This is a genomic window from Bacteroides sp. NSJ-48, from assembly GCF_014287405.1.
GTDB lineage: Bacteria > Bacteroidota > Bacteroidia > Bacteroidales > Bacteroidaceae > Bacteroides > Bacteroides stercoris.
In genome coordinates, this window is the sequence record NZ_JACOOD010000049.1 from 1 (window position 1) to 25,498 (window position 25,498).

Annotated in this window: 10 protein-coding genes and 1 pseudogene; 2 read left to right on the forward strand and 9 right to left on the reverse strand. The window is 41.2% G+C overall.

All coding sequences use genetic code 11. From position 1 onward, the window contains the following. Positions 1-278: 278 nt before the first annotated feature. The 6 genes from H8S52_RS16860 to H8S52_RS16885 form a co-directional block, all read right to left on the reverse strand. Positions 279-2,861 carry a glycosyl hydrolase 115 family protein gene (locus H8S52_RS16860; protein ID WP_186910263.1) on the reverse strand — a complete coding sequence of 861 codons (2,583 nt, stop codon included), beginning with the start codon at positions 2,859-2,861 and terminating at the stop codon, positions 279-281. A 12-nt stretch (positions 2,862-2,873) separates the two neighbouring features. Continuing rightward, the gene (locus H8S52_RS16865) at positions 2,874-4,463 is read right to left on the reverse strand and encodes a glycoside hydrolase 43 family protein (protein ID WP_186910264.1); all 1,590 of its coding nucleotides are present in this window, start codon (positions 4,461-4,463) and stop codon (positions 2,874-2,876) included. A 29-nt stretch (positions 4,464-4,492) separates the two neighbouring features. Further along, entirely contained in the window at positions 4,493-7,684 is a 3,192-nt protein-coding gene (locus H8S52_RS16870) for a glycoside hydrolase N-terminal domain-containing protein (RefSeq protein WP_186910265.1), read from the reverse strand. A gap of 84 nt (positions 7,685-7,768) precedes the next feature. Next, on the reverse strand, positions 7,769-10,210 hold the full coding sequence (locus H8S52_RS16875) for a glycosyl hydrolase family 8 (protein WP_186910266.1): 2,442 nt from the start codon (positions 10,208-10,210) through the stop codon (positions 7,769-7,771). A gap of 24 nt (positions 10,211-10,234) precedes the next feature. After that, positions 10,235-12,736 (reverse strand): family 43 glycosylhydrolase, encoded by a 2,502-nt coding sequence (locus H8S52_RS16880; protein WP_186910267.1) that lies wholly within the window; start codon positions 12,734-12,736, stop codon positions 10,235-10,237. Between the two features lie 33 nt (positions 12,737-12,769). Then, on the reverse strand, positions 12,770-14,719 hold the full coding sequence (locus tag H8S52_RS16885) for a glycoside hydrolase family 97 protein (RefSeq protein WP_186910268.1): 1,950 nt from the start codon (positions 14,717-14,719) through the stop codon (positions 12,770-12,772). A gap of 242 nt (positions 14,720-14,961) precedes the next feature. Between H8S52_RS16885 and H8S52_RS16890 the strand changes: the two genes are divergently transcribed. Further along, positions 14,962-18,069 (forward strand): two-component regulator propeller domain-containing protein, encoded by a 3,108-nt coding sequence (locus tag H8S52_RS16890; RefSeq protein WP_186910269.1) that lies wholly within the window; start codon positions 14,962-14,964, stop codon positions 18,067-18,069. Between the two features lie 260 nt (positions 18,070-18,329). Then, positions 18,330-20,783: a TIM-barrel domain-containing protein gene (locus H8S52_RS16895; protein ID WP_186910270.1), complete on the forward strand. Its 2,454-nt coding sequence runs from the start codon at positions 18,330-18,332 to the stop codon at positions 20,781-20,783. Between the two features lie 111 nt (positions 20,784-20,894). Here the strand turns inward: H8S52_RS16895 and H8S52_RS16900 are convergent, their stop codons facing one another. The 3 genes and pseudogenes from H8S52_RS16900 to H8S52_RS20050 all read right to left on the reverse strand — a co-directional run. Further along, the gene (locus H8S52_RS16900) at positions 20,895-23,288 is read right to left on the reverse strand and encodes a family 43 glycosylhydrolase (protein WP_186910271.1); all 2,394 of its coding nucleotides are present in this window, start codon (positions 23,286-23,288) and stop codon (positions 20,895-20,897) included. A 43-nt stretch (positions 23,289-23,331) separates the two neighbouring features. Then, the gene (locus tag H8S52_RS16905; RefSeq protein WP_186910272.1) at positions 23,332-24,480 is read right to left on the reverse strand and encodes an alpha/beta hydrolase-fold protein; all 1,149 of its coding nucleotides are present in this window, start codon (positions 24,478-24,480) and stop codon (positions 23,332-23,334) included. Positions 24,481-24,923: 443 nt separating this feature from the next. After that, positions 24,924-25,359 (reverse strand): annotated as a pseudogene (locus H8S52_RS20050) (endo-1,4-beta-xylanase); the annotation flags it as partial. Positions 25,360-25,498: the final 139 nt, after the last annotated feature.

Sequence of the window (25,498 nt, forward strand, 5' to 3'; positions counted from 1 at the left end):
GGATAGAATTATGTGAGAAAGCACCGAAAAATGGCAATAAGAATGGCATATGAAGTGGTCATGTCCTATCATCTTCATATGCCATCTTATTTTTTAGGGACATTTACTGAATATCCCTATCCTAAAAGACTAAAAAAAGGGTCGTATCATTGCTCTCAAAACGGAGTTTGATACGGCCCTTTTAGAGGTTATAGTTACAATCTGTAACTTTTCAGAGTACTCATTTTAGCTTTGACAAAAGCTCTTCATCTGTCTAAAGGTTTCGTTTAAAAGTATCTTCATTTATCTCTTTGACAAGGAGACTCATTCATAAATAAAAAAGTTTTCCGGTATCCGCCAAAATCCACCACAATCTTTTCAAATACAATTCCCGGATCCAAAGGCTTCAAGGTTAAGGTCTGCAACCCATCCTGCGATATCGGTAATTCCAGTTTCACCTGACTTTCAACCACTCTTCGGGCAACTGTGGGATATAAAGTTGTGTACACATTCTCCGGTTCTTCATTCAAATTGGCATTAAAATTAATTGTTTCTACATTACCTCCGTTAAAGCCTACTTCATATTTATGCCCTTTTATATCGTGAAATGCCAGTGTTGATTTCACCACAATATGGACAGTCACTTCGGTAACACCTTTGGGAATTTCCATTTTATAAGAAAGGGAAGCACCGGCAACATCTTTCGTATAAGGCATCAACGCCATACCGCTCAATGTACGTCCCATATAAGGAATAACCGTCCATTGTGCCCCGACAACGTCCTTCTTCTCAAAATAGTGTTCGGCTTCCATTGCCGCCACACCGTCCCTGGATTTGAAAACATATCCTCCCATAGCTTTTTCCGGCTCCTCGATGCGATATACTTCCGGCTGCTTATCTGCCGGAAAATTATCATTCCACGAAGTATAACCGATATGCTTCTGTATCATCATGTTTTTCCATTTACCTCCCGACATCACATTGTTATAGTCATCGCACAAGTCCTTGTCACGCTTAAAAGACTGTTCAACCTTGTCGGCCCAATAATTTGCCTGCGGATTATTCTCCTTGTAAAGCTTATGGTTCATAGCTTGCGCATAGTACATTTCATACAAATTGGCCATTGCCTGCACAGGGAAAAGAATCAGTTGCTTATACGCATCCTTATATTCCTGTTGGAGTGTCATATACTGGCGCAATGCTTCCGCTTCGAGCTTAATAAACTCATCAGAAACCTGCTTCCACTCTCCGGTCTCCAGATTATAAGTCTTACGGTCAAGCATTTCAGCAGTAACCCTACCGGCATATTTGCTATATAAGTTCAAAATGCGCATAGCCTCGTCCGCTTGCTCTTCACCAAATTGCTGGGCGCAGAATTGACGTGGATGCTCCAACAAGTTATCAACCGCATAGCGTTTAGGATTCCAGGCCATATCGAGGAATAAAGTGATAGGATATTCCATCGGTTTCAAATCGCCGACATTAAGCACCCATAACTTGTCAACTCCATAATCGTAAGTCAACTGCAATTGCTCCCACATATTCTGGATTGGAGTCACATTAAGCCATTTTGTGTTTCGGGGAGCTCCCACATAGTCCACATGATAATAGATTCCCCAACCTCCGGGATGTTTTCTTTCTTCCGCATTTGGCAGACGACGTACATTTCCCCAATTGTCATCACTCAACAGCATAATCACATCATCGGGTACTCTGAGCCCCATATCATAAAAACGTTGCACTTCCTTATATAGAGCCCATACCTGCGGACGTTTTTCCGGAGCTTTTCCCGTCACTTCCTTAATGATGCGCCGTTGGTTCTTGAAAATCTTTTCCATTAAACGCATATTCTCTTTATCACGTGATACATATTTATCATCCTCTCCTTCTTTTCCACCCATAGGTGTATCGCCATCCCCCCGCATACCGATAGTTATCAAATCCTCCGTATCAACGGCACGTTCAATACCTTCACGAAAAAAGCGGTCAATTACTTTTTGGTTGGAAGCATAATCCCACGCACCATACTCTTTACGTTTTCTCGCCCACTCCTGATGATTACGCGCCATAGGTTCATGATGGGATGTACCCATAATAACTCCCATGTCATTGGCAGTCTTGCTGTTTTCCGGATCATCCGCATAGAAACTCCATCCCCACATCGCAGGCCACATAAAATTACCACGTAGACGCAAAATAAGTTCAAACACACGTGCATAGAAGCGATGGTCACCATAGTTCGTGCCATAAGTATGTTTCACCCAGCCTGTCAAACAAGGAGCCTCATCATTCAAGAAAATACCACGATACTTCACTGCCGGTTCGCCTGCCGTATAACTTCCACGAACGATAGACAAATTCTGTTGAGGAACTACCGGTACATCAGCCCAGTCATACCAAGGAGAGACACCGATCTGTTCTGAAAGCTCATATATTCCATAAATTGTTCCACGCTTGTCACTTCCTGCAATGACCAATGCTTCTTCCACCCCCTTTAAAGGAGCCGGCACTACCGTCATCAAATATTTTTCATTCTTACCATTCAGCAATGAAGCATCTATCTTCTTTGCTTTCACCAGTTCTTTTATATAACGACTTTTAAGAGTTCCCACTATAACCACACGCTTTGCACCAGGTTCAAACAGCAAATCAGCAGCTTTGCCGGTTACCCGTTCAAAATCGTTCTGAAGATTCTTTGCTGCTATCATTACACCGGTATCTTCCTGCTCATCTATCAATATAGCATTGGGCGTCCCATTTTCCACAAGCGTAAAGCGGTCGGAAGCCAACTGGCTAAAGGTTATCCCCCTATTATCTATGGCCCCTGCATCCAAACATAAAGCGAAGAGTAGTAATGTCCCTAAACTTTTTTTTATTTTCATAATGTGATTTTTTTATTTATCGTATTTAAAATAATCTATATCTATATAACCTCCCAAAGACTTCGTCGCATAATTGAATATGGCGAACTTACTCCCCATAAAGAACCGGGTATAATCAAAAACCATCTTACAAGGTTCCCCTATCTGTTCCCACTCTTCATTGTCATAGCTATAATAGAAAGTAGCCTCATCTTTTTTGTTTGCAAAGTCACCGTCAATGCGAAGATAAACAATATCTTTCTTACAAGTTATACGTTCTTTCTCTTCTATCTTCACATCGGTAACTTTTTTTTCCTTACCCGACAGACTGACAGACTGGACAGACATCACAAGATGTTTCTTTCCGTTCTCCTTTACTACAGCAAGCACTCCGGACAAACCGTTAAAAGCCGTAAATCCTGCCACATCACCATCCTTCATCTTTGACACATCCATTGCTACCGTTCCGCTACATTTTGGGGCACTCATACGTTGGGTCAAAGTATTAGGAGCCAAAAACAGATTGTCTACCACCCGTCCTGTCTTCAGACGCAAGAAACCGGAACGTTCGGTCAGCGACCAGCAATCATCCAGCGGGTTATGGTTCCACTGCCAGTTAAGGCTCAACCTGGTATTACTAAAGTCATCACTCCCCATAATGCTGCCTTTACATTCATCCGGGAAAGTTTTCATAACCATAGAATCGGGTACACGTCCCTCGGCATCACCTAACACAGGCCAACCATCTACCCAGTGACAGGGCATCAAAGTCGGCACACGTCCTATACCTCCCCGGTCCTGAAAAATAAACCCGTACCAGTTTCCATCCGGTGAATCCACGATACAACCTTGTCCCACGCCACCATATCCTTGAAACTCCGTTTCAAGAATAACCTTTTTCTCATATGGACCGGTAATTTTGTCAGCCCGGTAACATACCTCACGACGTAATCTTCCGGGAATGCTCCAATCCATAGAAATCATCAGCAAATAATACTTGCCATTATGTTTGAATGCCTGGCTACCTTCCAACAACCCCTGCTCATCGGCATCCCGTTCAAATATTTTCATGTCTATCCCTCCAGATTCCACATCACTAAGATCGCTCTTAAGCTGACGTAATTGCCCTGTACCATAAAACAGATAAACTTTACCGTCATCGTCAAACAGCAAAGAAGCATCATGATGATGAGGCGGACGAGAAACCAAAGTCCACTCACCTGCCGGATCTTCAGCCGTATAAATGTAACCGCGATAAGGCTCATCATTAGGTGAGAACCACACATAAAACCGCCCGTTATGATAACGGATGCTTGATGCCCACTGTCCACGACCGTATACAGTCCCCTCTTTCAAATCATAACGGGGCAAATCGGTTAATTTTTGGAATACATAACTAATAGTCTCCCAATGCACCAGATCTCTTGAACGCATTACGGGACACCCCGGCATCAGGTGCATAGCAGTACTCACTAAATAGTAGTAATCTCCGACCCTTATCATTGAAGGATCAGGTACATCTGCATTAATCACCGGATTGTTAAAAGTTTCCTGTTGTTGTGCACTTACTCCCAATGAAAGGATTAGCAAAACTAAAGAAACAGTTATTTTCTTTAAATTCATAAGTAATTATTTATGCTTATAGTACTTTATCAATTCAGTGTAGTCCTTTCAAACATGTACTCCTTACCAGGCTCTGTCATTATATCATATTCATAAACTTTATAAAGTACAGGCAATTGAAGTGCATTCAGTTTCTCCGATTTCAAAGGTGCTGCAATCTCAGCCGGCGCATATAGCATATTCGGACAATCACCCTCTGCCGGTTTCAAGCCATCACCCTTCAAAGGAACATAACTGCGAATACGTAACACACCACCAATACGTGAATGTACCTTAGCCTTAAGCAGTTGCGCTCCTTCCCATTGCATGTCAACAACAAAACCGCCACGAGCTACCAAACCACTGATACTTCCTTCATTCCACTCCTCCGGCAAAGCAGGAAGCAATTGTACTGCTCCATCATGGCTTTGCAGCAACATTTCAGCCACACCTGCCGTATAGCCGAAATTACCGTCTATCTGGAAAGGAGGGTGTGCATCAAACAAATTGGGATAGGTACGGCCTTCGGGAAATTCCCGTATTTTGTCGTCGCCCGGAAGAATACGAAGCATGTTCTTTATAATTTTATAAGCATGATTACCGTCGAGCATACGTGCCCAGAAATTTATTTTCCAACCGATACTCCAACCTGTCGCTGCGTCACCCCGCTGCAAAAGTGTGTTTTTAGCAGCTTGGAAAAGCTCGGGATGAAGCCGCGGTGATATCTGGTTGCTTGGATACAAACCATAAAGGTGTGAAATATGCCGATGATCATCACGAGGATTGTCTGCATCTATCAGCCATTCCTGAATCTGATTATGACGTCCTATCTGCATAGGCGGCAACTGCTTAAAAGCAACGGCCAAGGAATCTTGATATGCTTGGGATTCACCTAATATATGAGCTGCCAGCATTGTATTATAAAGCGCATCAAAAGCTATCTGATTGTCCATAGTACATCCTGCAGTAATGGAAGAACCGGCATATCCATGTTCAGGCGATACGGAAGGAGCCGTTACTAACCAAGCGTTCTGAGGATGTTTCACCAAATGGCTTAAATAGAAATCTGCCGCACCTTTCATTACAGGATAATAGCGGCGTAAAAACTCTTTGTCACCAGTGAAAAGATAATGTTGCCATAAGTGTTGTGTCAGCCAAGCTCCTCCATTTGGCCACATTCCGAAATAGGCAGCATCTATCGGACCACAAGCACGCCACAAATCCGTATTGTGATGAGCCACCCAGCCACGTGCTCCGTAAACAGTTTCAGCAGTTTTCTTGCCATTTACACTCAAATCGCTCACCATATCAAAAAGCGGTTGGTGGTTTTCCGACAAGTTTGTTACTTCGGCAGGCCAGTAATTCATTTCCGTATTAATATTAATCGTATATTTACTATCCCAAGGAGCATATACGCTATTGCACCACAAGCCTTGCAGATTGGCGGGCTGTCCACCGGGTTGCGAAGAAGAAATAAGCAAATAACGACCATACTGAAACATCAGTGCTATAAGGTTCAGGTCTTTTCCTTCACCAAAAGCTACAACCCGTTTATCAGTCTCCAACGTAGATGTTTCGGTAGAAGGTATGGAAAACGTCACACGATCGAACTGCTCCTTATAGGCAGCTATATGATTGGCAAGAGCTTGCTCATACGGAACTTTTACCGCACGTTTCAGAATGGAAGAAGCAAGTTTCGAAGCATTACCGCCCACATCATGATAGTTTACGAAGTTTGTCGCAGCAGATATGTAAAGAGTAGCCACGGTAGCTTGGTCTACAACCACAGACTTATTCGACTTTCCGGACTTTCCATTATGTCTCACCAATACCCTGCATTCAGCATTTAATGCTGCAGGAATTCCTTCCTGCTCCACACCTTCACATTTCACTACCAGCTCATTCCCTTTAGCCATTACCACATGTTTCAAAGGCGAGTTATAACTCAAATCGAAGTTCAACGCCTTCGGCTTATCAGCCTCCATGCGTACAACAATTACATTATCGGCGAACGATGAAAAGACTGTACGTGTATATGTTACCCCATCTACCATATATCGAGTAACAGCTACGGCATTTTCTATATCCAGTTCACGATAGTAGTTTTCAACATTCTTATGTTCCGGTTGGTTAATTAACAAACTGCCCATAGTGAGAAAACGCATACCATGCTGTCCTGTGAAAAAATTCTCATCTATCAACTTTTGCGCTTCCGACAGACGGTTAGCGAACACAAGCTCACGTGTTTTAGCCAAAACCTCTTTTCCTTTCGGATTGTCATTGCGATAAGGACCGCCTGCCCAAAAAGTTTCTTCATTAAGCTGAATTTCTTCCTTATCTGTACCACCGTAAACCATAGCACCCAAACGAGAGTTCCCCACCGGTAACGCTTCTACCCAGCGACGTGCCGGTGCCGAGTACCATAATTTCATTCGGGTTGCTTCCTGCTTGTTTATCACTGCCTTATATCCCAACAACTGCAACATTGTTTCAGCATAACGTGCACCCAACATACGGTATCCGCGAGCGGCGAAATGCAGATTGTCCCCTGCTGCCGGACAACCGGCAGATGAAATAACATGCGCCGTTGAGATTACTTGTGGCAGTGTGTCTATAATGTCATTCATACTTGCACAGATACCCTTTTGGTCGGCATGTACCACTTCTCCGGCCAAAAGAGGCACTTCCTCCGCTTTCAGATTTAAATCTGACAATAAGTTCTCATAAACGCCTTTTAGTTTTTCCGGCCATTCTTTGTCACCTGTATTTGATTCACCCTGATGCACCAGAATACCTTTAATCACCCCGTCCTTCTGTGCCTTCTTTGCCAAATCTACCAACCAAGCATACGGATTATTATCATAAGACTTCACGATATTTTTCAGCCAATCCGGTTGAGTAGCAATATGCTCTGCACAGCTCTCTTTATCGAACAACTCAATACGACATCCCCCGATAGCCACATTGATAACACCCACTTTGACATTCGAAGGCAAATTATCAACCATAGTACGTCCAAAATAATCACATGGGGTCAATCCCGTATGGCAACGAGACAACGGCGGAAGAGCCTTATACCACTCTCCTTTTACCCTTCCGCGCTCAGGACAATCAACAGCAGACATCATCAAAAAACGTTCACTTATTCCTATACTATCCTGCGGTTCCACACGTGCATTGCCTTCCATATTAGACTGCCCGAAAGCCAAATAAATATGAAAATCCTTATCTTGCGCATACATAGTTAAGCAGCTCCCTAAAAAAAGGCATACCAGTAATAAATCAATCACTCTATTTTTCATTTCTATTTTTCAATTTTACAGTAATTAATGTCCTTGAGGAAATATAATCCGATAGTTCCCGCTCAAATGCATAAAAGCAAACAAACGAAGTAATCCGTCATAATAAGCATCAAAATATCCATCATCGTAAGGCACGTGTTTGGCATTCCATAAACGATCGACAAATTCCCGGCTCTTATCATGTGTGCAAACCAATGAAACCGCAGCCGTAGTAGCAACCAATCCCAAAGAATGTCTCAGTTTCTTATACCCTCCGGCACCCAGCAGTTCTGTCACCGTTGTACCATCTACATTGTATTGATCTACAAAGCTATCTATACCTTGGGAATAAAAAAAGTTTTGTATCTTATTTCCATATTCTTGCTGCCATTTTCTGTCCGCACATGCCCATGAATAATCCAATGCTATATTCATAGGTACACGCCATGAATCAAAACGAAAAGCATCGCCTATAACCCGTTTACTGCCAAGCAATGTGCCATCATAGTTATTATAATCAGGATTAAGCCCTGTTACAGGGTGAATACTTTTATGCAAATATTCACGACTTTTCCGGGCACATACCCGCCAAAATTCACTTCTACCATCTTCTGCCCACCTGGCCCATACCTCATAAAATGCTGGAATATGATAGGAAGGATCCGTAAATCTTCCTCCAAAAGGATCCGGCGTAAATGTTATCAACTGATGTTCCAAATTAATCAAAGGGGCAACACGCTCCATACCAATTTTCTGCATCGAGCAATTCAATATATTTTGAGCCTCGGCAAGATAATTAATCCCTGTTGAATTCCCCCAACGATTAGAAGCAAAAATAAGTGATGTTACATAATAAAGTTCTCCATCAGACGCCGACCCCTGAGCATTACGCGTGCCGTCCGTCTGACAACTCCATGCAAAATAGCCTTTTAGCAGTCCCTCCTGATGCTGCATATATTTCTTGCTCCACCTCCATAAACGATCGAAAATATCTTTCCTATCGAACTGAACGGCAATCATTAATCCATAAGACATTCCCTCTGTACGTACATCATGATTTTTTATGTCACTGATATAAGCCATCGAGTCCCCCACTTCAAAATAGACCTTATCCGGTCCATAAAAAACACTTTCAAATACCGATTTCAACTTTTTATCAATGTCCTTTTGCTTATAGCCCAATTCCGCAAAGAGATTACGATAGCGTCTCGTTGCAAAAGCACCTTTGGTATAAGGCAACCTCTCTTCGCCTAAACGTTCTATCTCATTTGCCCAAGGCATCCATTTCAAATAGTCCACATCCTCAAACATATCCGCTTTCGTAACAAATGTATCTACATCTGTTTTACCCAACAGAAATTTATCAATAAAAGCTTCCACTTCCAGATACTGACTCTTCGGCAACATACAATGCATATGACCTCCCTGAATAGAAAAGCCCATACGATCTTCTATGCCAAAAGCCTTCCATACCATTCGTGCAGCCTGGCAAGATACGTAGTTCGACTCTTCTGCCAACCATTCATAATCTGTATTTCCAAGTACCAGCAAAGCACGAGGAGCAATCAATGCTGCCAGTTCATGGTGATCAATCGGCAAGCGGTTTACATTCTTACCTGCAAATTGGCGCATACTTTCTAGAAACCATGCATAGTTGGTACGCCCCAAAGTTTCCACATTCTCTAAAGTTTCCGAAACACGCCAGGCATTAACCCCTCCGCCACCGGGCTCTTGGGCAATAGTCAACGCAATACGCTCATCAAAAGCCCCTGCAAACAATGCCATTTTACCGGCAAATGAACAACCGGATATAGCCAAATGAGAAAGATCAATACGCGATTTTTTTCCAACCTTTTCCAATCCATCAATCAATCGGCTAATTCCCCATGACCATGCACAATAAGATCCCATCTCCGTTTGCTCCGGATATAAACGATTTATCGGCTCATTACCACGCTTTTGTGTATGAGACATGACTTGTGTAAAATCAAATGTGATCTGCGCTATTTTTCTTTTATCAAATAACTGCTCCGGAAGAGCCCCTGTAGGTCTGCCAATCCCAATAATAGCAGGAAAAGGGCCATTGCCCTCAGGATACTTAATAGGAGCTGTCAATAGCAGTACCTCGCCATTTTCATACACTATAACCCGCAATGTATCGTTATTTAGAGTAGCCTCTATACTATCTCTTGGAGTAAGAGGCTTCATTCCCAATTCATAATGTTGCAATTGGTGGGCTATCTCAAAACGATGCCTCTTCCAATCCTTGAAATCTGTTGAACGCCCGCTTCCATCAGCCCATGCAAAAGGATCAGGAAGAGTGGCTATCTCCGGCAATTTATCTATTGGGAGTATCCCAGGAAGCTGAAAGTTATCATTTGTATACTCTTTGTCATAGACCAAAGGTATTGCTGTCTGCCCGAAAACCATCATCTGAGATAATAACAAAACAGCTAGAGCCATTTTTATTTTTTGTGTGTTTCCCATATAAATTTAAAGTTACATATAGATTTACTTTTTAAATAAATGAGGAACAAATTCACGCAAGCAACGTCGCCATGTAAGCCATTCGTGCCCCGTGCCTTGTGACTCATAATATTCTGCATTAATCCCGAGTTCATGCAAAGAATCTACAAGTTGTTTCGTTCCAAACTGTTCTTCCGTCCCACATCCCAAAAATAAATAGTGCACTTTTTTATTGAACTTGCCAGCATCAGCAAATACACCATTATAACAAGTTTTCACGTCAAGTCCAAAGATTGCTCCACTAAACGCACCAATATAAGAAAATTTATCCAAATTAGGCAAAGCTGTACTGAAAGTCTGATGGCCTCCCCATGACAATCCTGCCATAGCACGATGCTCACGATCCGTATACGTTCGGAATGTTCTATCAATCATAGGAATTAAATCTTCCAGCATCACTCCATAAAAAGATGCACCGTACAAAGCTCTTTCCTCATTCATATCCTTGCCTTCCCGAGGAGAAAAAGGAGCCTCTACATCACCGCTATCCATAACAACAAGCATCGGTACACATTGCCCGGAAGCTATCAGGTTGTCCATTATATGTTGCATATATCCCTGTGTAGACCAGCCCGTTTCATCCTCTCCCATACCATGCTGCAAGTAAAGCACAGGATAGCGTTTTTTTACATTAGTTTCATATTCTGCCGGTGTATATACCATACAACGACGGAACTCTTTCTTCGTTTCCGAATAGTAAGTACAAGAACGGACCTGCCCATGGGGCACTCCTTGTTGAGGACGATAATAATCACCTTCTTTCCCTTCGGGAACTTCTATACCGCTTGCCATACGACAACATCCGAAGAATGTATAGCTAGACGGATCGGCAACAGACACACCGTCCACTATTAAAAAATAATAATGGAATCCCACAACAAGCGGATCCGTTTTCACTGTCCAAAAACCGTCTGTATCTTTCTGCATATCATACTTCTTTCCACAACAATCCACCTGAATCTTACTTGCCTGCGGAGCATAAAAACGGAAATAGGCACAATGTTCGGCATCCAAACGAGGATATTCATACCCTGAGATATTGGTTGAAGCTACTTGTGTTACATTTCTCACATCTTGTACCATCATATCTTCCCTGTAAAATTTCCACCAATCAAAATTAAACAGTTTACATCCTTTTCTTCCCTTAAATACGAAATAAACATCATGTATACCTTTCACCGGAGTTTTCACAGTAGTCTTTATATCCTTCCAACATTCCCAACCACCGGTATGGGGGACCGCTATTTCCGCCATCAAAGTTCCACCGATACTATCAGCTCTAACTTCTATCCGTCCGCCACGAAGAGCACTGGCAACTGACACTACAAAACTCTTTGGTAATTGATCCCCAAAATCCACCTCACGCACTTTTATATAATCACCATTATGTATATCTGATATGTATATGCCAGTTTTTGCATTAGGTTCCGATTTCACTCCTTCCGAGAAAGCAATGGTTTCCGCTTCTACCCTTTCATAAGGATTAAGTGTTCCGACCGGTTTTACCCCTTCACGCGTTGCATTAATTATAGGAAACGTACCGTCCTCATTATACTTAAACTGCTCCACAGCCACACTACGCCCAAAACCTCCTCCTCCGGGTAATTTTCCGGTATGGTAAAAGAAATAAGAATTTCCTTTATAATCCGTCACTCCACAATGGTTCGTAAATGAACCCGTATCCTGCAACGGCATAATTTCTCCCATATATTTCCAAGGTCCCCAAGGAGTGCTACCCATTGAATATGCAATATGCTCGGGTATTCCCCCAGCTGCATAAAGCAAATAATACTTTCCATTACGTTTATGAAGCCAAGGCCCCTCTGTATAAATATCCTTGTACTTTTTACCTTTTATACGTTTATCCGGATTAGGGGCTCCAAAGCTTTCAATAGTTTGTTCCATTTTCCTCACTTCACCCTTCAGAGAAATCATATCATCATTCAACTTCACGTAATAAATATTCGGATTTCCCCAATACAGATAGGCTTGCCCGTCATCATCAACAAAAACAGTAGGATCAATAAAATCCCAACTACCATCATAAAGCGGCTTACCGATAGCATCTTTAAAAGGACCAAGTGGAGAATCACCTACTGCTACACCAATAGCCATGGTATTGGTTAACTTGGAACGCAGACAAACATACCAGTAGAATTTCCCATTATGTTCAATACATTGGGCTGCCCAGGCACGATCATCGGCCCAATCAAATGATTCAATAGCAAGTGGAGAGCCATGATCGGTCCAATTCACCATATCTTTCGTAGAATAGACCCTCCATTCCTGCATCCAGAAAAAATCTGCCTTATCTTCATCATGTCCCGTATAGACATACAACGTACCATCATGAACCATAGGTGCCGGATCAGTAGTATAGCAAGTCTGTACTATCGGATTCTGCCCATGCACAATTCCTGCAAACAACAAGAATACCCCACCCATTATATATTCTCTGATACTTAATAAATTCAATATAGACTTCATATTATTTTTTATATATAGACTAATATACTTATACTATCGGCTAACTATCACCATCCCCCCATTACAAGGAATAGTAATTTGTACTTCTTGCTTTCTGTTCAACCTTACAGTCTGCAAATTCCCCTCCAAATCTTTACTATCACTATAAAGTTTCACCTCTTTTCCCACTTCAATCATAGGAAGTTTTACTTTTAACTTCAATGGTTCTTTCTGTGCGTTCACTCCGGCAATGTACCAGCTATCCGCATGACGACGGGCAAGCAATATGTATTTTCCGGGATAACCATCAATAAACTTCACCTCATCCCAAATTGAAGGAATGGTCTTCATAAAATCCATAGCCCAAACAGGAGCATCAGCTAAATTATTAGGAGCTAAAGCGAAGTGCTGTACAGGACTTTGAAATAGGACAGCCGTAGCCAACGCAAACACATCGGAAGTTACACGACGACTGCCACCCGGTTTGTTCGCCGCATTATAATATTTATTCAAAGCGCTGCCACCGAAATCCATACTTCCCACCGTATTTCGTATAAACGGATGTAAACAAGCATTAAATGATTCGGCATCACAACTGCCCTGAGAGAAATGCAGATTTTCACTGGCAAGTACAGCTTCGCAAGCTACAAAATTAGGATACATCCGTTCCCAACCGCGGGGTAATGTACAACCATGAAAAATAACCATCAGTCCATAATCATTGGCATCTGCAAGAATATCTTCATAAAGCTGCATGGTTACCTGCTTGTCGCTGCCAAAAAAATCAACTTTTATACCTCGTATACCTATACTTTGCATCCATTTCATCTCTTTCCGACGCATAATTATATTATTCATAATACTTCTCGGAGATTGAGGAGCATCATTCCAATACCCGTTGGAGTTATACCAAAGATAAAGTGCCACCCCTTTAGATGCAGCATAATCAGCCAATTCAGCAATCTTGTCCCGTCCTACCTGGGTATCCCATAGCGCATCGACCAATACGGAGCTATACCCCATATCCGCACTAAAATCAATATAGCGTTTCTGTTCATCATAGTTCATGCTATTATCACCACCAATAATCCAACTCCATGTACCACATCCATACTGAAAATCCTGCGAAGCTTCATATAATGGTTTTACCACATCAAACATAACAGTAGTTTCCACTATTGGTGCCAATGTTTTACCAACAGTGATGGTACGCCAAGGAGTTTCACCCGGCAAAGCTATACCTGGTGATACTGTTCCATTTCCATTATATTCCCCTTCTTGTGGAAAACCGATTGTGTACAATCCATTTTCTTTCCCCAACAAGCGGCTTCCGCAATAAGCACTACTCACTCCGGTTTCTGAAATCAAGATCCAACCTTTATCTTCATTCTTGAACAAGCAAGGAAAAGTATAACCATTTCCCCAACCGTTTTTCCCTGTTACATCGTCTACTGTATAACTTGTTTCATAACTAGGAGATGTCCTTGCAAATCCCCCCATCGGAGCTGCCTGCGGACAAAGAAAAGTCGTACTACCTTCAGGAAGCATAAATCCGGTAGCCTCTTTCTTTACAATACAACACAATATATTATCTTGTGAATAAACCCGATATTTAAATGCTATGTCATGATTACTAACTTGGAAAACGATATCATATATCTTTCTTCCTCCTTTGGAAAATGTGTAAGTCTGCACATTTGCCTGATACCGCGGATTACTATTCTTAATCGTAGGAAGCTGATATTCTTCATTGACAGACGACAGCTGACCGACATGCGTTAATACCATCTGCTGGGTAAAGTCCCCAAAATTTGTTTCTATTCCTAATGGAGATTTTTGAAGGAAAGTGACACCTTCATATAGTACACTGTAAGAAGGCATTCCCCCTTCATCCGACACAATTACACACAATTTTCCATCCGGACCATACAACTTATTTTCTTCGCCAAATGCAAACACACAGGTCCAAACAAACACACAAAAAAACAAGATATGTTTTACCATTTTCTTTTAGATTAATTTTTTAGTTAACTATATATTTGCAAAGGAAAGCATCCTTTATCAAATTACATTCCGATTATGTTGCAGAAACTTTCGCCTATGTTACAAATTGGCTTTTTTACATATATATTTCTTTTAAAAACATTAAAATCCATCATAAAACCATATTTCGTCAAAAAACCTACAGAAATTATCAGGCATAACGAAAGTTTCCATAAATTTGCCTTTAATAGAGAACACATCCTATGAAACACATAATCACTATATTTTTTATACTTCTTTCATTACCTGCCATCGCAGAGAAATACTGTGTTTTTACCCCAATCAAAGGGACAGAAGGTTTAGGGGGAAACAGGGTACGCAACATTACCCAATTGCCGGACGGTCGCATGATGATAATCACTGAAGGCTTATTAAACTTATACGATGGAACTGATTTCAATTATTTACACTATAATCAAAAACATTTTTGCCCACTGTCTGCATATTCAGGTTTCCATCACGAATACATAGATTCCCATGGGTATATGTGGATCAAGAATCAATATCAACTAATGGCTGTGGACATAAAACATGAATGTCTTGTGGAGCAACCGGACAGTCTACTCGCCACATGGGGTATCAGTTCTCCTATAAAAGATTTCTTCATGGATAAGGCTAAAAATATATGGATTATAAATGATAAAGACGAACTAATCCTTGTAGACAAAAATAATATGAAGGCAAAAACATTTTTGCCTTATGCATCTTCAATAGGTAACACTACTGATCAACTCTATGATCTTGGTGTACTGGAAGACCAATTATACCTTTTTTACCGTTCCGGTTTGTTGATTTGCTATAATCTTAAATCACATCAAGAAATATACAGGCAAAAGCTACCGGATGAACTTCCTAAAGGGAAATACGAAAATACTTCCTATGTAGTACCCGGTAACAATACTTTTTATCAATTGCGTAACGGAAGCCAAGGAGGAGTAATGCTGAATTACGATACAACAAGAAAAAAATGGAATATTGTATTTCAGACAGACTATCGGCTAAACAGTCTGTCCATCGATAAAGATAGTAGCATATGGGTCAGCTGCTATATGGGATTATGGAACATTGATGCCAGACTGATAAATAAACAATATATACCTAACCTCAAATTAGTAGATGGACGCACTATAAATACAGAGGTGAGCACACTCTATAATGACAATCAAGGAGGTATGTGGTTAGGCACTTTGGACCGGGGAATACTCTATTATCATCCTAATCGTTTCCGTTTTCAAAACATAGGTAAAAGTTTGTTTCCAACCGCCAAAGATGTAAACATATCCGTAACGTGTTTTACAACAGATAAAAAAAACATATTAGTAGGTACAAAGAAAGGTTTGTTTTATTATACTCTTGCCGACGGCAATTTAATCTCATACTCACAGGAATTATCCACTGTTCATTGCAATGTTTTACTAAAAGATAGCCAGCAACGCATCTGGCTGGGAACTTCCGGACAAGGGTTAGTTTGTATAATGCCAAACGGTATAATCAAACAGAATATATTACCCGGACACACTATCCGTTCCGCCATAGAACTGTCAGACGGAACACTATATTTATGTATCGATAATCAAGGGTTCGGTAGATTTATCCCTACTACTGAACAATTTGAAAAAGTTACAGAAGTGCCTGAAATAAGTAGTTTTACAGTTTACCAACTGATTCCCTATGAAAAAGACTGCTTAGCAGGTATCGGGCAAAAAGGCTGGTTCATCTATAATTATAAAAAGAAAAAATACCGTTTTTTCCCTACTTCCCATACATGTAATTCTATTCTAACAGATAATCAAAAACAAATATGGATTGGTCTGGAAGACGGATTATTGCTATGGAACCCGAATACCGAACAACAAAAAACATTTTATACAACTGACGGATTAGTCAATAATTCCATACGGTCCATTATTCAGAGCGAAGATAATATAATTTGGATATCCACTTCCAATGGGATAACGCGTATTACAGCAAATAATCTTCAAGAACCATTATCATATTCATTTGCCAATTTCAATCAATATGACGGTGTAATAACGGATGAGTTCTGCGAACGCTCTGTTTTTATAGCAACCGACGGTACAATTTATTGGGGTGGTATCAATGGTTTTAACAAATTCACAATATCTCCGACTGTAACAGACAAACCATATTCAAGCCCTTTATTTACAGGATTCAAATTATTAGGAGAACAAATAGAGAAAGGCAAAAATTACAATGGTAATCCAATATTGTCTCACCCTATAGCTCAAACTAAGGAAATCACATTAAAACATAACCAGAATTTCTTTTCTTTAGAATTTTCCGCTTTAAACTATATCAATCCCACGCAAACGTACTATCGTTACCAGCTAACAGGTATTGATCATTCTGAAAGAGAAATCCGTTCTTCTGCCGGTAAAGGACATGCTACCTATACCAACATTCCACCCGGAACCTATACTTTTCGGGTACAAGCAGCCGATAATAATGAAATATGGTCAAATAAATATGCAGAAATGAAGATTACAGTAAAAGCTCCATTCTGGAAAACGACATATGCTTACATATTTTACATTCTGCTCATCTCAGGAAGTATCTTACTCTTCATCCTTATATATATACAACGCAAGCGCCGGAAGCTGTTGCGTGACCAAAAAGAAAAATTGGATGAGATGAAAACTGCTTTCTTACATAATGTCAATGAAGAATTGAAAGAGCCTGTCAACCGAATAATATCCCCTTTAGACAGTATGCTGAAATATATGAATGAAGGGAAAGACAAACTGCAACTCGAGGAAGTCCGAAACCATGCCACGGAACTGAAAAAATTAATCAACCAGCTTTCAGAAGGTATACTCTCCCCTTTATCATCGGATGAGAATGAATGGACACAGGAAGAATTATTGGTTAATATGCGTCAATTACTGGAACAACAAGAGAAGCGGAAAGAACAGCTCAAAACAGCCCGAAAGCCAACCTCCGACAATTCTTTATTGTCGGTTGCCGATGAAACCTTTCTTCGTAAAGTACTGCAATATATAGAACAAAATCTTGACAATCCCGAATATTCAGTGGAAGTATTGAGTCGTGATATGGGAATGGACCGTACCGGGTTATATCGAAGGCTTATTTCAGTGGTAGGAAAAACACCTACTAATTTCATCCGATCCATCCGCCTAAAACGTGCAGCCCAACTCCTGAAAGAAGGCTACACTGTTGCCGAAGTTGCCGACCTTGTTGGATTCAACACTTCCAGTTATCTAAGTAAATGTTTTCAGGAAGAATTTGGCATGCGACCTTCCCAATACATAAATCAGTGGAAAAACCGATAAACCACCCTGTTTTTCAACGAGAGTGTTGCTTTCCGCAACATTTGTAATCATCTTCCAAATAGTTTCAGCCTACTTTTGCAATATTATTCAAACATAAAAACAAAGTATCATGAAAAATGCAAAAGTAGGAATTACCGGAATATTGTTTCTAATATCCGACCAGGTAACCACACCTCAAAAAAGGTATAACACACAATAAGAACTATCCCAACCCAATCTGTACAAGTTTAAATAATATAAACATATAACATATTATCAATATGAGAAGAAGCATTATCATTATGGCTTTATGCCTGCTCACGTCATGGATATGGGCACAAGAATTCCAGAAAACCTCATCGGGTATTAAAACTGCCATTTCCGGAAAACAAACCGATATAGAAATTCAATGGTTCGGTCCCAATACCCTTCGTGTTTTAAAAACACCCCAAGGCAAAAGCGTTAAAAAAGAAAGTCTTTCCGTTATTGCCCACCCCAAAAACTCCGGTATTAAAATTACTACTCCCGGAAATGGCTGTATTGTCATGACAAGCCAAACACTGACAGTGACTCTTAATCCCCAAACAGGTATTATTACTTATGCAAAACCTAACGGTGACACATTACTCATTGAACAAGAGAATGTCAAGGCTTTTACTCCTATTAACGATGCCGGACGCTCCACCTATAGCGTTTATCAAGGCTTCACAACAAGCAAAGAAGAAGGTCTTTACGGACTCGGACAATTGCAAAATGGGCAGATGATGCAACGTGACATAACCAAGCATCTGGTTCAGGGCAATGTGGAAGACGTTTCTCCTTTCTTCCAGTCCACCAAAGGCTACGGAGTGTTTTGGGATAACTACTCAGGTACTACATATACCGACAACGAACAGGAAACCTCCTTCCGTTCCGAAATCGGCGATTGCATAGACTATTACTTTATGTATGGTGGTTCTGCTGATGGAGTTATAGCCGAAGTACGTGCACTGACTGGTGATGTACCAATGATGCCTTTGTGGAGTTATGGCTTCATGCAGAGTAAAGAACGATATAAAAGTCAGGAAGAAACAGTAGGAGTAGTGAAAAAGTATCGCGAGTTGGGGATTCCTTTGGATTGTATCATTCAAGACTGGCAATACTGGGGACATAACTACCTCTGGAATGCCATGGATTTCCAGAACCCTACTTTCAGCCGTCCCAAAGATATGATTGACGAAGTACATGCTCTGAATGCCCGCATGATGATTTCCATATGGTCCTCATTCGGTCCTGCTACCAAACCTTACAGAGCTTTGGATAAAGAGGGATTGCTCTTCGACATCGAAACCTGGCCGCAATCCGGTGTTGACGGTTGGCCGCCTAATATGGAATATCCCTCCGGAGTACGTGTATATGATGCTTACAGCCCCAAAGCCCGTGATATTTATTGGGAACATCTCAATAAAGGAATATTCCAGCTCGGCATGGATGGTTGGTGGATGGACTCGACAGAGCCAGATCATTTTAACCACAAGGAAAGCGATTTTGACCGCCAAACCAGTCTTGGCTCTTATCGCAGTGTACGCAATGCCTATCCACTCGTCAGCGTAGGTGGTGTATACGATCATCAACGTGCTCTAACACAAGATAAACGTGTCATCATCCTGACCCGCTCCGGTTTCTTAGGGCAGCAACGTTACGGTTCCAATGTTTGGTCTGGTGATGTCCAATCCTCTTGGGATATGTTCCGCAAGCAAATAACAGCAGGATTAAACTTCTCACTGACCGGCATGCCGCACTGGAACTCAGACCTTGGTGGCTTCTTTGCCGGTTCATACAATACTAGTTGGGGAGACAATAGCGCTACACGTAATCCAATGTATCAGGAACTTTACGTCCGCTGGTTACAATTTGGTGTTTTCTGTCCAATGATGCGCAGTCATGGCGCTGATGTACCTCGCGAATTTTATTGGTATGGTAAAAAAGGTGAACCTGTTTATGACGCCTTGGTTGATGCTGTCAAACTACGATACACTCTGCTGCCTTACATCTATTCCACTTCCTGGGATGTAACGCACAACCGCTCCACTTTCATGCGTGCACTCTTCATGGATTTTCTTGGCGACAAACAAACATGGAATATAAACAATGCATATATGTTCGGCAAAGCATTCCTGGTAGCACCAGTGCTTCACGCACAGTACACTCCGGAAGTACACCAAAAAAAATTAAAGGAAAATGAAGGCTGGGACCGTAATAACAAAGAAACAGCAAAAGCACCGGTACTTACCGACTTCACTCAAACTAAAAGTATGGAAGTCTATCTACCAGCTGATACCCGATGGTATAACTATTGGACCAATGAAGCCATAGAAGGCGGACAGAAACTTACCGTTTCCACGACACTCAATCGCATCCCCCTCTTTGTACGTGCCGGCAGTATCGTTCCATATGGACCGGAAGTACAATACACAAGTGAAAAAAAATGGGACAATCTAACCTTATGCATATACCCTGGCAATAACGGTAGTTTCACCCTTTATGAAGACGAAGGAGATAATTATAATTACGAAAATGGAGCCTATACCGAAATCCCAATGAATTGGGATAATGCCAGTAGAATTCTTACAATCGGTGCACGAAAAGGAGAATACAACGGCATGCTGCAAAAACGTCAATTCATAGTGAAAACCATAGACGGTAACAGTAAAACTGTAACTTATACAGGCAAAAGAATAAAGGTTAAGTTGTAATTATCTCTTGCACCGATAAATATGCTGCCGCATGACAGCTAAATACCAACTATCATGCGGCAGTCATTTAATGTCATCACATTTTATCGGCCTTATCCAGTTTAAAATTCTCTACATTCCGGCCTCTTTCGCAAAGAAGTCTGTCATTTTCTTGAAAGTATTTTCATTGAAAGTGACAGGACCATGTTGTCCGTCAGGAACCGAAACAAATTCTTCCAAACGTCCCTGTGCCTTCAGAGCCTCAGAGAAAAAGATACTTTGACAATTGGGAACTACAGTGTCCGCTTCACCATGAATAACAATAAATTTAGGATCGTTTTTATCTATATAAGTAATGGGATTTAGAAGAGCCAACATATCCAAATTATCAGCGGGTATCCCACCTATCAAAGCTGCCTCAGGAGAATTAGCCCCTTTAGTGGTATTACAGTTCTCCATCCGTGTCATATCTATCGGTCCGAACCAATCAACGACCGCATCCACCCGGCTGCTAAAAGAAAAATACTCCCCTACATTACCTTCCAAATCCACCGTTTTATCCCCTATAGTATAAGATTTCACACCATTGGTTGTCCCCGCCAAAGACGCTAAATGTCCCCCCGATGAAAAGCCGGTAATTCCAATAAAGGATGTATCCAACTTATACTTGGCAGCATTAGCACGAATGAAACGAATAGCAGCCTTCACATCATTAATCTGTGCAGGGAACTTAGCATCCCTGCTTGAACGGTGATTAATGGAAACCACTGCAAAGCCTTTATCAAGCAACGACCTGCCAAAAACCTGAAAGGCATTCTGTTTCATATTATTAGCAAACCAAGCACTGCCATAAATAAGTACCACCACCTTATGAGATGACTTACCCGTATCAGGCAAGTAAATATCCAACTTGTGACCTTCCAGTTCGTCATCCGCATAACAGACATCTGCCCAACGACAATCGGAAATCTTATCTTCTATCTTAAAATAATCAAAATCAACGTATCCTTCCGTCTCCTTGGTAGCGTAATTGAACAAAGCAAACCGATAGCCCATGAAGTGCGGCATGGTATATTGCATCTTCAAGACGTTGCCGATAGCCTTCCAACGAATACCATCCAAACTGTAATAGAAATAGCCTTTATCAGCTCTGTTCCTGAAGTCGCATTCTGCCTTAAAGTAAATCACCGACTGCTCCAATGGCACTTTTTCTATCTCCATAGGTTTCTCATTCTCACCATTCACCATTACAATATATTTCTTTCCATCAATAACCTTAACACCCACCTGACCATATTTACGCTGGAAAAGAGACAGTCCCGCAAAGTCTCCCTCTTTCATCCCTGAAACATCCATACTGACTGAACCTGTACAAACAGGACCAATAGTACGTTGTGTCAGCATATTCTTAGCTTGTGTAAAAGATGTTTCCACCCGCCCTGTTGTCAACCGCAAATACCCTTTGCGGGCAGAAAGCGACCAAAGAGAATTGTCCGGATTGTGATTCCATTGCCATACCAACGGCAAGGTACGTTCTCCTTTCTTCCGATTGAAGTCATCAGAAGCAACAATACCTAGAATGAGTCCGCGGCTATCGGGCAGTTCCAACTTAGCAGGAGCACGTCCATCCACACCCAAAACAGGCCATCCATCTTTCCACTCAACCGGAACAAGATAAGGAATACGACCTACCGCACCGCAATCCTCAAACAGATAAGCAAACCAGCGTCCATCCGGTGTATCCACCAGCCCACCTTGTGCAATTCCACGATCCTGAAAAACAACACGTCCTTCATAAGGTCCAGTTATCTTATCAGCACGATGCACAATCACAGTACGCACTCCGCCACGTGGCCAAGTGATATTAAAAAGATAATACTTCCCTTTTACCTTGAAAAGTTGTGAACCTTCAGCACCCAGCATGATATTATCTCCGGCCGGCGCACTGGCATTCTCTATCAGCACCCTCTCCGTATCCGGCTTTACACCTGAAAGATCCGGTTTCAGCTCCGCCAAAAAGAGTTTCCCATTACCATATATCATGTAGATATGCCCGTCCTCATCAAAGAAAAAAGAATGATCATGATAAGCGGGAGAGAATTCCGTGCACTTCCAGGGACCTTTTTCAAGATTTTTAGTGGTATAAAAATATGTCTTGCCCGTAGTCTGAGCGAAAGTGGAGAGATAGTACACTCCCTCGTGATAGCGAAGACAACTCGCCCACGACCCACGCCCATAAGTATTTTTCCCGTCATCCAAGTTCATGGTAGGTATATTGGCAAGCGTATCGTAAGCATAATTCACCAATTTCCAATTCACCAAGTCATTTGATTTCATAATAGGAACTCCCGGAGACATATGCATCGTAGTGCTGCTCATGTAATAAGTATCCCCCACACGCAGCATTGACATATCTGGTGCATCAGCATAAATCACAGGATTAGTTGCAGGCTTTTGCGCCGACAGCGGTAATAGTATGCAACAAAACAAGTTACATAAAAGTAAAAGAGTTTTTTGTTTTCTCATATTTGTATTAAACTACATGTAATTATCGTCTTTATATTAATTCTTATTGAAATAGCAATTGTGCGTACTGATGCAACGCCCTGCGCCAAGTCAGCCACTCATGTGCAGTTTCAGGAGATTCATAATAGGTATATTTAATCCCCTGTTTATCCAACATTTGCCTGAAAGCTTTTACAACACCGGGAAAAGGAGCCGGCTCGGAAGTCCCCAAACCCAGAAAGAAAGACTTGAATTGCCTGTTTACCGCTTTCCCATCTTTAAATTTTCCACCTAAAAAAGTATCAGCATCCAAAGGTTCCGTACTCGGATAGTTGGATGTACCGCTAAAACCACCATAATAGGCAAAAGCCTCCGGATGATTCATGGCAATACGCATTGTCTGATTTGCCCCCATTGATAAACCAGCAATAGCCCGGCTCTCACGATTAGGCAATGTACGGAACTTCTCATCAATCATTGGTATGACCTCTTGCATCAGCACTTCCTCAAATACCGTTGTCTGGAAAGGAGTTTGTTCGCTCGGCCTGGTTGCATAACCATTATCCATGACAATCAGCATCGGGACTGCTTTCTTCGCAGCAATCAGATTATCCAATATCAAATTCGCTTTACCCTGACTGCCCCAACCCGTTTCATCCTCAAAACTGCCATGCTGAAGATAAAGCACCGGATAACGCCTCTCCGTATTGACTTCATATCCAGCTGGTGTATACACGAAACAACGTCTCCACGACTGTGTAATTTTAGAATAGTAGTTCAATTCGCTCACCAAACCATGAGGTACATTTTTCAAAGCATAAAAATCCTCATCATGTGCCGGAATTTCAATTCCACTCCCCCAACGTCCCGCACCATAAAAATATTTCGTACCCGGATCTGGAACAGATGCCCCATCCACATTCAACTGATAATAATGAAAACCCTCTTGCTGACGTTCTGATTCTCCCGTCCAAAATCCTTGCTCATTTTTTATCATGTCATATTTTACACCACCAATATCAAGCTGTACTTTTTTGGCTTCCGGTGCATAAAGTTGGGCACGTACCCTCCCTTCGGAATTAACCTGAGGGTACGCTTTCCCTAATTGGTTTACACTTGAAGGTTTGAAATCTTCAAAAGCTTGTGCATAAGAGAACGAATTAAGATTCGTTAGTAATGCAAAAGCGCCAAATAATGTGATAATCCTTTTCATTGCTATATTGCGAAGCTGGTTTAACAATATTACAAAGGAAAACATCTTTCGCTAATTTCTTTTCCAAAATTTGTTGCAGATTCTTTCGCTTATGTTACATATTTCAGAAAAGTATACAGTTCTTATGCAATTTCTATAAATTTATATTCTACTGTCTAAAAGTTTAGTTTATCCCATAAGGTTCTTCATTACTTTAGGGGGGCAATCTTACGTTTTGAGTGTTATCAGCTTTGTATTACGGACTCCTTTGTGTTACATTTACATTAATCATCTCTCTAAACTCTCCATCGAAGCCTCCCCCCATTAAGAATACAATGAAACAACGCCCCAGCCACGTATTATATATTGTATCTGAGGATTCTACACCAAATATTCTTCCAGTTCAATACCTTCCCGCGAAAGAACGACTTTAACAGACCAATGGATCAGCTGGTCTACGAGTACACTTCATTAATATGATCTTTCATCCGTTGTTTCAAAATTTCGGGTGAAACATTCTTACCATCCTTGTCTACGCAGAACCACTGTGCAAGTTGTGAATGCCCAATAAGGCAGTGTCCGGTAATATACATTCCATTTTATCTTCACCGAATTTCACAAATTCATCTGCCTGGCCAAAATCATAACGGTCTTCTTCAGGATGAATAATTGCGTGCTTCATGCAGTTTTCTGCAACAACAGCATTAAAGTGCTGCTTCACTATTTTTACAGAAGCTGTATCTACACCTGACGATTGCCTTGTGTTCAGCGCAACTCCGATTAGAAATTTATCACCCAGTACATCTTTCAGGGAAGTATCTTTTTTGTAGTTGTTTGAGTACCACAAGCAGCCAAAATCAGTGCAGTTAGACATACAAGCAGTATATTTTTGTTTTTCATGTCAATTTTTGTTTATTAATTAGACATTATATAGATTAATTTGTTATATGACTCATTTTGTGACTGATTCTAAAGTTGTGTAATCCACAAGCAATAAGAATCACCATATCTTCGAAACCGAATTTATGGCATCTGAATC

What these genes read in the sequence shown, in the direction of transcription:
- H8S52_RS16880 (WP_186910267.1), bottom strand. Translation starts at nt 12,736, where the DNA reads ATGAAGTCTATATTGAATTTATTAAGTATCAGAGAATATATAATGGGT.
- H8S52_RS16890 (WP_186910269.1), top strand. Translation starts at nt 14,962, where the DNA reads ATGAAACACATAATCACTATATTTTTTATACTTCTTTCATTACCTGCC.
- H8S52_RS16860 (WP_186910263.1), bottom strand. Translation starts at nt 2,861, where the DNA reads ATGAAAATAAAAAAAAGTTTAGGGACATTACTACTCTTCGCTTTATGT.
- H8S52_RS16870 (WP_186910265.1), bottom strand. Translation starts at nt 7,684, where the DNA reads ATGTATGCGCAAGATAAGGATTTTCATATTTATTTGGCTTTCGGGCAG.
- H8S52_RS16900 (WP_186910271.1), bottom strand. Translation starts at nt 23,288, where the DNA reads ATGAGAAAACAAAAAACTCTTTTACTTTTATGTAACTTGTTTTGTTGC.
- H8S52_RS16885 (WP_186910268.1), bottom strand. Translation starts at nt 14,719, where the DNA reads ATGGTAAAACATATCTTGTTTTTTTGTGTGTTTGTTTGGACCTGTGTG.
- H8S52_RS16875 (WP_186910266.1), bottom strand. Translation starts at nt 10,210, where the DNA reads ATGGGAAACACACAAAAAATAAAAATGGCTCTAGCTGTTTTGTTATTA.
- H8S52_RS16905 (WP_186910272.1), bottom strand. Translation starts at nt 24,480, where the DNA reads ATGAAAAGGATTATCACATTATTTGGCGCTTTTGCATTACTAACGAAT.
- H8S52_RS16865 (WP_186910264.1), bottom strand. Translation starts at nt 4,463, where the DNA reads ATGAATTTAAAGAAAATAACTGTTTCTTTAGTTTTGCTAATCCTTTCA.
- H8S52_RS16895 (WP_186910270.1), top strand. Translation starts at nt 18,330, where the DNA reads ATGAGAAGAAGCATTATCATTATGGCTTTATGCCTGCTCACGTCATGG.